Annotated in this window: 10 protein-coding genes; 4 read left to right on the top strand and 6 right to left on the bottom strand. The window is 40.7% G+C overall.

The features are described 5' to 3' along the window. The first annotated feature begins 261 nt into the window (after positions 1–261). On the top strand, positions 262–366 hold the full coding sequence (locus BO26_RS24495) for a hypothetical protein (protein ID WP_338049072.1): 105 nt from the start codon (positions 262–264) through the stop codon (positions 364–366). Positions 367–579: 213 nt separating this feature from the next. On the opposite strand, the gene BO26_RS00045 is transcribed toward BO26_RS24495, so the two are convergent. The 3 genes from BO26_RS00045 to BO26_RS00035 form a co-directional block, all read right to left on the bottom strand. After that, on the bottom strand, positions 580–1,758 hold the full coding sequence (locus BO26_RS00045) for a DmpA family aminopeptidase (protein ID WP_036767992.1): 1,179 nt from the start codon (positions 1,756–1,758) through the stop codon (positions 580–582). A gap of 131 nt (positions 1,759–1,889) precedes the next feature. Then, positions 1,890–2,414, bottom strand: a complete 525-nt coding sequence (locus BO26_RS00040) for a GNAT family N-acetyltransferase (protein WP_036767991.1) — start codon at positions 2,412–2,414, stop codon at positions 1,890–1,892. Next, positions 2,411–2,689, bottom strand: coding sequence for a type II toxin-antitoxin system TacA family antitoxin (locus BO26_RS00035; RefSeq protein WP_036767990.1), 279 nt, complete (start codon positions 2,687–2,689; stop codon positions 2,411–2,413). Before BO26_RS00035 ends, BO26_RS00040 begins: the two co-directional genes overlap by 4 nt. Before the next feature lie 273 nt (positions 2,690–2,962). On the opposite strand from BO26_RS00035, the gene BO26_RS00030 reads away from it, so the two are divergent. Next, on the top strand, positions 2,963–3,949 hold the full coding sequence (locus BO26_RS00030) for an alpha/beta hydrolase family protein (protein ID WP_051690811.1): 987 nt from the start codon (positions 2,963–2,965) through the stop codon (positions 3,947–3,949). A 136-nt stretch (positions 3,950–4,085) separates the two neighbouring features. On the opposite strand, the gene aptA is transcribed toward BO26_RS00030, so the two are convergent. Both aptA and BO26_RS00020 read right to left on the bottom strand, forming a co-directional pair. Then, the gene (gene aptA / locus BO26_RS00025) at positions 4,086–5,417 is read right to left on the bottom strand and encodes an omega-aminotransferase AptA (RefSeq protein ID WP_036767989.1); all 1,332 of its coding nucleotides are present in this window, start codon (positions 5,415–5,417) and stop codon (positions 4,086–4,088) included. A gap of 81 nt (positions 5,418–5,498) precedes the next feature. Then, positions 5,499–5,930 carry a nuclear transport factor 2 family protein gene (locus tag BO26_RS00020; protein WP_051690810.1) on the bottom strand — a complete coding sequence of 144 codons (432 nt, stop codon included), beginning with the start codon at positions 5,928–5,930 and terminating at the stop codon, positions 5,499–5,501. 279 nt (positions 5,931–6,209) lie between these two features. On the opposite strand from BO26_RS00020, the gene BO26_RS00015 reads away from it, so the two are divergent. Both BO26_RS00015 and BO26_RS00010 read left to right on the top strand, forming a co-directional pair. Then, positions 6,210–6,488 carry a hypothetical protein gene (locus BO26_RS00015; RefSeq protein ID WP_036767988.1) on the top strand — a complete coding sequence of 93 codons (279 nt, stop codon included), beginning with the start codon at positions 6,210–6,212 and terminating at the stop codon, positions 6,486–6,488. Continuing rightward, positions 6,485–6,772: a type II toxin-antitoxin system RelE/ParE family toxin gene (locus BO26_RS00010; RefSeq protein WP_036767987.1), complete on the top strand. Its 288-nt coding sequence runs from the start codon at positions 6,485–6,487 to the stop codon at positions 6,770–6,772. The genes BO26_RS00015 and BO26_RS00010 overlap by 4 nt, the downstream gene beginning before the upstream one ends. 345 nt (positions 6,773–7,117) lie before the next feature. Here the strand turns inward: BO26_RS00010 and BO26_RS00005 are convergent, their stop codons facing one another. Continuing rightward, positions 7,118–12,031: a coiled-coil domain-containing protein gene (locus BO26_RS00005; RefSeq protein WP_236637219.1), complete on the bottom strand. Its 4,914-nt coding sequence runs from the start codon at positions 12,029–12,031 to the stop codon at positions 7,118–7,120. Between the last annotated feature and the right edge of the window lie 175 nt (positions 12,032–12,206).

The following is a 12,206-nucleotide window of genomic DNA, read 5'->3' as shown; positions in this document are numbered from 1 at the left end:
ATGGAATTCAGGTTCACAACCTAAAATAAAAAAATATAATCAGTTTATAAAATTTAAAATTGTAACATCGTCTGGTGGTAATTTAGATTTATCCGGCGTTATTCATTATCACATATAATTTTATAAGTGATATCTTTAATATGCAAATTCTAAACTATTAACGGAGAATTTTTATGTTCAAGAAATTATTAACAGTTGGTGCATTAGTAGCAGGTATAGCATTAACTGGAGGAAAATGGTGGAAAGGAGTCTTTTTCTAATGTGGAAAAAGATGGGAATATTACATGGTATTTTAAAGGTATAAAAAAATTAGATCATTGTGGAAGCAATGTTCACGTTGGTAAATATGAAGGTAGAGCAAGATAAAATTCTACCGAAAAGCCTCGTTAGATAGAGGCTTTTTTGAACACTATACCCAATAGATTTCAAGATGCATCGCGACGGCACAAGGGAGCGAATCCCCGGGAGCATAGATAACTCTGTGACCGGGGTGAGTGAGTTCAGCCAACAAAGAGGCAACTTGAAAGATAACAGGTATATTTACTAAATTCATATAACACAGGTCAGAACTAATACATCTCAGGTGATATTAAGTACATTATGTTTTTTTAATATCTCTTTAACCCTATCTTTAGGAATAGGATAGGAAGTATTACCATTTCTCCCAACCATTTTTTTAGCGGCAATCATGGCATTAATTATTGCTTCTTCTGTTGCATTTATTGTTGCCTCATATAAAGGATCTAGTTTGTCATTTGGCAGTATTTTTATTGTTTTTGCATTCTCTCTGGAGAATGCGTCATTATTTGCGGTTGAAAATGCAATAAATATCTCACCGCTAGTATTTCTGGCTACACCACCTACCTTTGCAAGCCCAAGAGATACCCTTTTGGCTATTTTTTCCAATTGGTGAGGAGCTAATGGTGCATCTGTGGCCACGACGGCTATTATAGAACCCGCATCTTTTATTTCTTTCTTGCTCCCATGATATATTGGTTTGAGATCCTGTATTTCTTTACCAACAGGAATCCCCGCAATAATTAAATCATCCCGATTACCAAAGTTGCCTTGAACAAAAACTCCAACAGTATATCCTCCATCCTCTTTATCCAGAACTCTTGATGAAGTACCGGTGCCCCCTTTAAATTTAAAAAGGTTCATTCCCGTTCCCCCGCCAACATTACCCTCTTCTATCGCTCCTGATTTAGCACTATTCAATGCATTATATACATGTTCTTTTTTTACATGCATACCGTTTATATCATTCAATATTCCATCCCACGTTTCTGCAACCACAGGTAATAACCAAAATAAATCATCTTTTAGTGGCGATGTTAGATTATTATCAATCATCCAGCTAATTGTTGAGTCTCTGACAACACCAACGCTATGAGTGTTAGTGATTAATATTGGCGTTTCCAGAAAACCACTTTCTTTGACCCATTGATTGCCTGTCATATCTCCATTTCCATTTAAAGAAAAGATACCCGAAAATACCGGACTAAATTTCTTTCCTCTCGGCAATATAGCTGTCACACCGGTTCTTATTGGACCTTTTCCAACCTCTAACTTTCCATCGCCTTCTATTATGGTTGAATAACCAACGGTTACACCACCGACATCTGTGATCGCATTATATTTCCCCGTTATGCCAGGGAAAGGAATGCCTAAATCCCTTGCTCTCATCTCATTGGCTAAAGAATTGGAAGCTATTATTGTCGATATAGATAAAATTATAATATTCAATATTTTCATCATCACTCCTTGTAATTAATTTGCCGGCTCAAGATTTTCAGAACATCAAGATCCACAATATGATATGAAAGGGATTCGTTTTCGGCCAGTTGGTATACCCCTTAATGAGAGGATCTATCATGAAGGCATTAGTGTTAGAGCTTCCCCGCTGTAGTCAGCGCTGTATGGATTGTTTTGAATGGTAACAGCAAAGATAGAGGAGCATCTAATAGCGGAATAGCACCATAGCTGGTATACCACTGAGCGACACGCTCATTTTTGGCATCAATCAACAATGCCACTCCGCCGGCATGAGCAGCTACCAACAAACAACGCCGCCCAGCTGCAAGCAATAACTGCCCGCCAAGTCCTTGCCCCTGTACTGAAGAGTCTACAGCTAGGCGGCCAAGCCGAAATACCGGTACTTCATGTCGAGCCAAACCGCGTTTAATCACTTCAGGCGCTCGTTCGTAAGCAATGGAGGCCGGGCTTAAACTGTAATAGCCCAATATCTTTTTATTGTTCTCGCTAACAGCCAGGAAAGTTTTTGCTCCACCTTTCTCATGGCTCTGCCTTGCATGGCGATGTAAAAACTGATTCAGTGCCTCATCACCGCAATTAAAGGAGGTACGATCATGATATTTGCCAATAGCTTCTTCATGCCAAATCGGTAGCATCATGATTGTTTCGGCAAGGCAAATGCGGCAGCTATCAATTTGTCATTGGGTACCGGTGGGTTATCTAAAAGATCCAGAACATGCAAACTATCTCTTTCTGTCAACTCCAGACGCTCATTCTCGTCGATAATTTTTCGTGCCACTGGCATCACATTGCGGATCACGAACTCAGTCAAGTTGGTATGCTGTAAAGCGGCTGCACGTATTAACAGCGACTTTTCTTCTGAGGCGATACGTAGCGACATGCGGTCGCTAGTTTCTACTGGAATCTGAGGCATGGTTAAGCCCTCCTATTTGTACGTATTAAAATTGTACATTAAAGCGTACCGGCCAGCAAGGTATGTGCAAAGAAAGCACTATTCGAACGGATTACACAGAGTTTCTGAGTGCCAACGCTCTCCTCTCATTGAAACCAATTGTTTTTGAGAAAAAGCACTTAGCCTCAATCAAAAATCTGAAAACGAGGCTTCCATGTTCTTGAAAATAGTTCTCGAAACAATATTCTCGCTACTCTATTATTTCAATGAGTTTCGATTAAGGAAAATATCCCTATGCTACGTTCAACCATTCACTATTTTCTCACTGCACTCAGTACATTTATACTGAGTGCACTTATTCAGAGTGTACAAGCGGCTGGATTTAGCTTGATTAATGTTCCAGCGGACGAACAGGGCCCTGCGATGCACGGAGCTGTTTGGTATCCATGCCAATCACCTGCGGGTCAATTCCAACTTGGGCCATTTACCTTACCTGGGGTGCGTGATTGTGTAGCATCTGGATCAATGTGGCCATTGGTGATTATTTCACACGGAAGTGCGGGGGCATTTTTAGGGCACCACGACACGGCAGAAGCGTTGGCTGATGCTGGTTTTGTTGTTGCAGCCATCAATCATCCTGGCGACAATTTTCAGGACGTGTCTGATCAAGGGCACTTACGTGTGTTTGTAAATCGCCCAAATGATATAAAACGTCTGATTGATTTCATGACGAGAATATGGTCAGAACATGCGCGTTTAGCGCCAGGAGAAATTGGTTTTTTTGGTTTCTCTCGAGGAGGTTACACAGGTCTGGCTGCAGCAGGAGCTACACCGGATTATGGAATGGCTGCTAATTTTTGTGTGCGTGATGATTTGCCACTTTGCAAAGAAGCTCGTGAACGAGAATTTCAAGTATTACCTAAAAGTGATGCTCGTATAAGCGCTTTCGTGCTTGCCGATCCACTCAATTTGTTCTCGCAAGATGGATTCAACAATGTTTCTGCGCCAATACAACTATGGGCGTCTGAATTCGGTGGCGATGGTGTAGTACTGCAAGATATAGAATCGATAGGATATGCCCTGCGATTTACCCCAGAGTTTCATGTTGCGAAGAATGCCGGTCATTTTTCTTTTCTTGCTCCGTGCTCCATTCGACAAAAACGTGATGTACCAATAATTTGTACAGACCCGCCTGGTTTTGACCGCATAAAATTTCACAAAGAGTTTAATGATGAGGTCATTAAGTTTTTTAAAAAAACATTACAAAACCAGACGTTTTAGTCATATTTTTGCACTATTATTTTTATATTCGCGTTTGGTCGATAAACGGACCACTGTTTTCCATGCCAATGGTCCGTTTCACTACTGAGTATTTTCCAGCCCTTACATCGCCTTACTTTGGACGGATTTACCCGCCCTATTTAATGTAATGTAAGACTTCACCTACAGCGTCAAAAAGGCGATCTAAGTCGGCGCGCTCAGCAGTGAACATAGGCCCGAATTGCAGCGTATCGATGCCAAAGCGCACATAAAAACCTGCCTTCCAAAGCGCCATGCTGGCATCAAAAGGACGTATTGTCGTATCACCGTCACGGGCAGCCAACTGAATTGCTCCCACTAAGCCACAGTTGCGGACATCAGTCACATTTGGACAGTTTCCGAGAGAATGAAGAGCGGTTTCGAAATGAGGAGCAAGTTCGGCAGAACGTTGGATTAGATGGTCTTTATCCATCAGATCCAACGTTGCTAACCCAGCGGCACAGGCTACGGGGTGTGCCGAATAAGTATAACCATGACTGAACTCCACGGCGTGCTCCGGCAGTGACTGGGACATAAAGGCTTCATAAATTTCACTGCTTGCTACTACACCTCCCAGAGGAATAGCGCCATTGGTAATTTGTTTGGCAAAGCTAAGAATATCTGGCGTCACACCAAAATACTCAGCACCAGTCCAGCGTCCCATACGGCCAAAGCCGGTAATCACCTCGTCAAAAATCAACAAAATATTATGCTGATCGCAAATTTCACGCAAACGTTGTAGATACCCTTTAGGTGGAATAATCGCACCAGCGGAACCGCACACCGGCTCGATAATAACCGCCGCGATATTGGAGGCATCATGCAGTTCGATCAACTTGAGCATTTCATTGGCTAGCTCCACCCCACCAGTTGCCGCCATACCGGGTGTAAATGCCATATTACTCTGTAGCGTATGGGGTAAATGATCTACATCCATCAATTGCCCGAACATTTTGCGGTTACCCCCCATTCCCCCCAAACTGGTACCAGCAATATTGACACCATGATAGCCAAGTGCCCGGCCAATCAGTTTGGTTTTCGCGGGTTGGCCTTTCACACGCCAGTAAGCTCGCGCTATTTTAACTGCGGTGTCTATAGACTCAGAACCTGAACTGGTGAAAAAGACGTGATTAAGATCACCGGGAGTTAAATTGGCAATTTTTTCTGCCAGTTGAAACGATAAGGGATGACCGAATTGAAAGCCTGGTGAGTAATCGAGTGTACTTAATTGATCAGCAACAGCTTTCTGAATTTCTGTTCGGGTATGACCCGCTCCGCAAGTCCAAAGACCCGACAGGCTGTCATAAATCTGGCGTCCTTTATCGTCTTTTAGCCATTGTCCCTTAGCAGCAACAATAAGACGCGGATCGCGTTGGAAATTTCGGTTGCCACAGAATGGCATCCAGTGAGATTTCAGGTTTAACGATTCAGAAAAACGGATTTCAGACATAGCTAACTTCCTCTCACAAAAGTAAAATTTGAGTTTAGTTCACCACTCCTATTTTAGCCAACATATTTAAATACTTTGTATTTACTCATCTATCAACTCGGCATACCGCGAAGTTTGGCTGATGGAATGTGAGGTGTTCTGATGAGTGTGGTAGATTTTGCTGACAATTGTCCACTTACCGTCCACTTTCAAGAGATGAAGGAAATCAGTGAAACGGAAACCAGAAAGATCGTCCATATCAATACGGGCACTGGCGGCGGTTCCTACAATATCGATACTAACGATGACAATTTTCGTTTCCGGGGATGGTTGGAAAGTGTCGTCGATGATGTCAAAAAGCCCCTGAATTGGACCGCCAACCAACGTGTTATCGTCATCAACACCAAAGATGGTCGCTTGTTCATTAAAAGCAGGTTTCATCATGTCGCTGTTAGCTTTTGTACAGCCTTCTTTGTACTTGTTTATAACTTCAACGATAGCGTTGTATTCCTGAATATAGGTTGGATAGTACATGTAATCACTCCTTAATTTAAGGTAAATGTGGATTTTGAAAACTGTAAACCGGAATAGCGCATAATCTTATATCATACATAAAATAAATTTATGAATATTAACGGTTATGCTGCGAGATCAAGCATTGAAATCGATTCATCTCTCAGAACGACATAATGATCGTTTGTGAGGTATGACATTCTGACATCGTTACCGCTCACTCATTGAGTTCAGTGAATCGACTTGGGTAATGAAAATGTATATATTTTATTAGTATTAAATAACAGAGGAGAACTGACCATGTCGAAACAAGCTGTTTTCACAATGAAACTGGAGCCAGAGTTGCGTGCTGAGTTTATTGCCGAAGCCGAAGCAGCCCATCGTCCAGCATCACAGGTGTTACGTGAGCTGATGCGTGAGTATATTCAACACCAGCGTGAGGCGCGTGAATATGACGAATTTTTACGTCGCAAGGTTGAAGCTGGCCGGGCTTCGATGCACGCCGGACAGGGACGCTCTAACGACGAAGTCGAAGCCGAGTTTGCCGCCCGGCGCGCCAATGTGGCAAGTCGGACATGAGAGTTGTTTGGACACCAGAGGCGCAACAGGACCGCGCTGAAATTTGGGATTACATTGTGGCCAAGAATCCGCAAGCGGCGGTCAGAATGGATGAACTGTTCAGTAATGCAGCAGCTCGCTTGGCACAATATCCAATGTCTGGTCAAACAGGAAAGATACCCGGCACTCGCGAATTGATCCCGCATGACAACTATCGTCTGGTATATGAGCTTGATAACGAAACGGTATGGATATTGATTCATACTGCCCGTCAGTGGCCCCCATGCACAAATAAATGGTGGTAACGATCACTAAGCACGAAGAATCCATTAGCCGTAGCACCTTGAGTAAACGTCTCTTGTCTGTATTGTCACGATTTGATCTATACCTGTTATCTTTCAAGTTGCCTCTTTGTTGGCTGCACTCACTCACCCCGGTCACATCGTTATCTATGCTCCCGGGGATTCGCTCCCTTGCCGTCGCGATGCATCTTGAAATCTATTGGGTATATACCTAATTTCCGGTAAGCCTTGGCTTACCGGAAATCAAGAATGATAAAAATATCTGTTCTAAATCGAATCAAATACTGGAGTGATATTTTTCAGAACCAGGGCGCTTAGGACTTGACAGCTTAACCTGCAACAATGCTGTTACACTGACATTGTGGTAATTGGACCGAGGACCAGGGTGATTCTATCAATAGATTGAATACGTATTTCTATGATTTTTTTACCAATTTTTGGATAGGTACTTAGCATACGTGCAGTGGGCTGTACATTTGGTGTGGTCAACATTGCACAGAACGCGTCCCTCAACGGACCATCAGGGGTAAGCACTATTGTCTTCCCTTTAACTGACATCAAATTGTTAGTATTTAAAACACACTTCACCATCTTTTCTGTATCCGGGTTTGCTATACCTTCCTGGGTTATAAACTCGATGTTTTTGTACAATCCTTCTCTTTTCTTTATGAACTCTCCTTGAAGTTCATTCATTCTCAGTGGTTGTCCTATCCCCTTTCTTGTTACCCTGTTGTCTCGATTCCCATACATGTTATCTACAACAAGTACCTTCCCATCGTCAGAAACCCTGAATTTATAAAAAGCTTCTGTTTCTCCTTTGACATTTACGTTTATCACCCTGGCAGGTAGCTCAATTACATCCCCACTTTCATTTATGTAAGGTGCACTTTCTTGCTTAATTTCCTTTTCTTCGTACCTTTGCTGGTATTCAATAGGTTTGGACACTGGCGTGGTATCATTTTCATAAAATTCTCGATATTTAGCCTGCCCTTTTTCAACATGCCCATGCCATTCAGTATTTTTCTCTTTATATAAAACCAAATTGTCATAGTATCTGCTCTCTTTAAAAGGCAGGTCCGTTGGTTTTATGCCATTTTCTGATTGAGCAATTTCCTCCAATTCGAGAGCTTTTTCTGTTGGAATACCTTGAGGGCGGACTGGTGGTTTAGGCCCCACGGATTCTAGCGATAGTAACCCTCCGCCTTTTAACCCGACATCAGTATGAAATTCCCATACATTATTTTTGTTTAATCTGATTGGAGGAAAATATCCTGAACGAGCAGATGCAGTAGGATTTACCAAACGTAATGTATTATTACTTTCATCATATCTAACTTGATAGAAATTATCGTTATGTTTGATGTAGTAATTATAATCTTGCATGGATTGCCAGTTTTCAGAGCGAACTGTATATATACCAATATTGTCAGGAACCAGGCTGTCGAAATATATATTATTAACTCGCCAATCTGTAGGGAAAGATGTGTTTTTTGTCTTAATGGTTTTCTTGTCTTCTTTTTTTACTCCCCAACGACCACCAGAGTTACTGATAGGTGTTTTTCGATCGCCATTAATTAACACCCACCCTTGATTACTTTTATTTCTTTCAACCTGATAGAATTCCCCTTTCGCATCTTTAATATAACTTTCTCCCGAATCATTTTTCCATATTCCATCATTAGAAAGTTTCAAATTTGCTTTTTCATCTGCAGTCATTAATACTTTGCTTGAAATACCCTCTAATGATGTTAAATTCAAGTCATTTTTTATCCCCTTATAAAGCCCTTTAAGGCTGGATCTTATCGGCACTGGCTCAATAGCATCATAAAATGCTTTTGTGATTAATAATGAACTCTTGGAACTTGCAGATAGTAATTCTGGCGCAACTTGCTTGGAGACATATTTAAATAACTGATGTCCTCGCAATCCATTAGTAATACCCGCTTTTAATGCACTTCGACCTAAGGCAATGACTTCAGAAGCTGATTTACCGACAGTACCTGTGGTTTTAAATATTGGAATAATGCTTGCGAGATCAAGAAGAATGTCACCGCTATCAATAATATATTCAGAGTCCGTGCTTGCATTATATATTGTATTATAAAAAGGAATGAATCCTCTTATTATTTTCCAGGTTGTACTGGTTTCATCCATAGCTTGATGTAAATCTTCCACATAAGCAGCTTGTGCAACCTCCATACCTTGAGCCAGCGTACTAGCTACTGTTGATGACGCATTAATCTCAATTTTCGCCGCTTTAGAATCTTGTGCTAAAGTAAAATATTGATGTGAGATTTTACTGATTGGGTTATTACTCCAGTCAGCACCATAAAGTGGTTTAATAATTAGATGATTGACTTTGTTGAAATAATATAAATCTTTATATTGTTTATATCTTGGATCGGCTTCATCACTAAACCATCCTTTTTCAAAATCGACTAATTTTCTCCATCGTAACATTTCATTAATGTTATTACCTTCCTGTTCCGAGAGAATAATGGATTTAATCCCGCCCAACAAATTAGAGGATAAAAGATATCTACCTGATGATAATTGCATCAGAACAACTCTTCCAGGAATATATTGAGCGGGATTTTCATCATCAGGTATTGGTTCCCCTTTAGATATATATACCCCTCTTGTTTTACCAAAGACAGCAAAAGTCTGTATTGATTTTGGTGCTTGTGTGAATTCTTCAACCGTTATGTTGCTGCTTGTTATAATAGAACCAGCTAATATACTTGCATCATACTGATTATATTTATCTCGATAATCATAAAACTGCTGATTGAATTTTGAACGACTTTCTGCATCACCACTTTTCTTAAAATCAGAAATCGTAAAATAGCCTTCAGGTTTATTTTTACTGATCGCTTTAGTAAAGGGGTTTTCTCTTTCTTTAGAGAAAAGAAATTTGTTATATATTCGAGTTAAGCTAAGATTATCAAATTTTTTACCTGTAGTAAGTTGATAAATAACTGCGGTCAGTTCTTCTTCAGAAGCTGGGCCTAAAAACAGCTTACTATCCTCTGTAATTTTTTGTGCTAAATTACTGGAAAAGATAATATCTTCATAGCTATTTTTAACTATATGGTTTTTAATTTTAGTGATGACATTTTCATTGTTAATTAAATGCAAATATTTAATTAATGACTTTATCTCCAGTGAAGAGAATTTCAATAATTCGTCACCCTCCTTAACCAACAAAAGATTCTCAATATTTTTATTTGATATTTCTTTTAATTTGTTTTTTAATCTTATTATCGAGTTGTTAATACCGACAGATGAAAACTCCTCTGTAGCAATAATTTCATCAGAAGGTAATTTAATAGTACCTGGCTTATTTTCTTTTTCTTCATCATAGATTGTTTTCTTTATTTTTACATAACTCTTTCTATTAATGTGAAAATGTTTTTTAAATTTGTAATGTTTCGCTTTTATTTTACTGACATCAGCATCAAAATCGTTATTTTCATCACTAATGCTGTACAAGGAATTTAATAAAACATATATGTTATTAAAACTTAATTTATTGATATTTCTGTGAATAAATCTTTTCAAATTTAAGAATATGGCTTTCCTGGTATCGTCATCCGTAATATTTGGCTCAATTTTTTTCAGGTAATGAAATCTTTCTCTGATTATCTCAGGGAAGTTTTCAATATTCTGTTCTGTAAGAATGTTGTTACTGCTACCTGTGCCCGAATGTGGTGAACGATTTAAAGCAGCATTTAAAACAAATCTGGAAAGTTCTTTTTTATCTGTTTCGTCAAATGGTTCAATGTCGTCATTTTCATTACGATTAAAATTTTTCTTTATTGTTGAAAAATATTTTTTATTTTCTTCATCATGCTCGTCATTATCAGTGAGCATTTGAGACGATATATCCCGCTTACGTCTGATGATAGGTTCTGGTGTAGATTGTGCTGTTTCAGCTGGCGATACACTCATTTCTTGAGGAACAATCTCAACATTAATATCCGCGTTTTTACTTTCTATCTCTTTATTTATACGTAATGCCAGTTTATCGGCCTGCTCGTCCAGTGCATTTTGGATAGCCTGTTTAATCGAATGCTCCGTATACTTTTTCACAGCAAAGTTAATACTGGCATCCACCGCGACCCAGGGTAATTCTCTTGTCATATCAACCAAGACTTTTTTAGTAACCTTGTTAAGATCACCATCATATATCCGTTTGCCCGTAATAGCGGTAGCAATACCATATCCGACTAATGGTGAAATGGATAATGTAAACCGAATGGTTGCTTTAGAAACTTCTTGATTAATATATTTATTTTCGATTTTTGTTGCCTGGCTTTGCCCCAATTTTACGCCACGTCTTATCGCCTGTACTCCTCGAGTAGCCTGGTATGTGGTTCTTCCCGCTCTGACTGCCACACGAAGCGGTAGGGACGTCGTGTTTACGAGTAGTTTAAAGCCCCCTCTAAGAGCGGCAGAAATGGCACCACTGACGATTTTCTGTTCAGCCCATAACCTGATATCGTCAGGGATACTCCGTGAGCTTGCCAAAATTTCTTCTGGTGTTGGTGGATAAACAAGCGCATTTTCAGCGGCATGGTTTAATGCCAGTGTTAACCTTTTCAGGAATCTTTTTGCTTCAGGATCTGATTCTTTGGCGAAATGGGTTCTGTTTTCTTCCACAATCTCCATCAGAGTATGTTCAAATAATTCTGCTGCGACTGCTCTGTCCTCTGGCCGCTTCTCCTGCAGATAACTCTGCTTTAAATCCTCCGCCCATTCGCTCATTCCGCGCGCCAGCATACCGCCACGGGAGAAATTATCTAACGATGTTCCCGTAATCTCCACAACGCCGGCTTTGACCTTGCCCTTAAGCTCGCTTAAGTCCCGCAGCCATTTTGCCACTTTTTCTTGCAGCTCCTTGCCTCCGCTATGTCCATGCTCAGCCAGCCGCACGGTTGCGCCATCGAGTTCACGTGCAATGTTTGCAAACTGTCCGACAGCCTCTGCCATTATTTCATCAAAACGCGGTATATCCTTCCATCTATCCTGCCGATCCTTTCTTAATTCTTCACTCAGCTGGAAATATAAATCCTGCGCCCATTTCTCCTGTGCCAACCGGGTTACCGGTGCTATCAATTCCTGTAACTTGTCCCTGGATTGCTGCCCGACTGCCTGCCACCGCGCCGCTTCCTGTTCTAGCTGTTGATTAAGTAGCTCACTGAGCTCTGGCAACTCATCACGATAGGCTGTACGTTGGGTCACACGGCTGTGCTGCTCCACCGCCTCCTGTAGCATCCAGGCAGAGGACGGTAATAGTTTTATCCGCCGCTCAGCCTGCTGAATTTCATCCAGAAACAGCAGCGCCGTACCTTTGACTGCTCCGTTGACACTTTCAGTATCGGATGTCCCCTTAAGTTTGTGTCTCGCCCTTGAGGCTGTTTTACTGGCTTTGTTT

Origin of the sequence: Photorhabdus australis DSM 17609, assembly GCF_000711895.1 — a bacterium.
Taxonomy (GTDB): Bacteria; Pseudomonadota; Gammaproteobacteria; order Enterobacterales; family Enterobacteriaceae; genus Photorhabdus; species Photorhabdus australis.
Note: the sequence above shows the minus strand (reverse complement) of the source record. Positions and strands in the feature narration are given on the sequence as shown.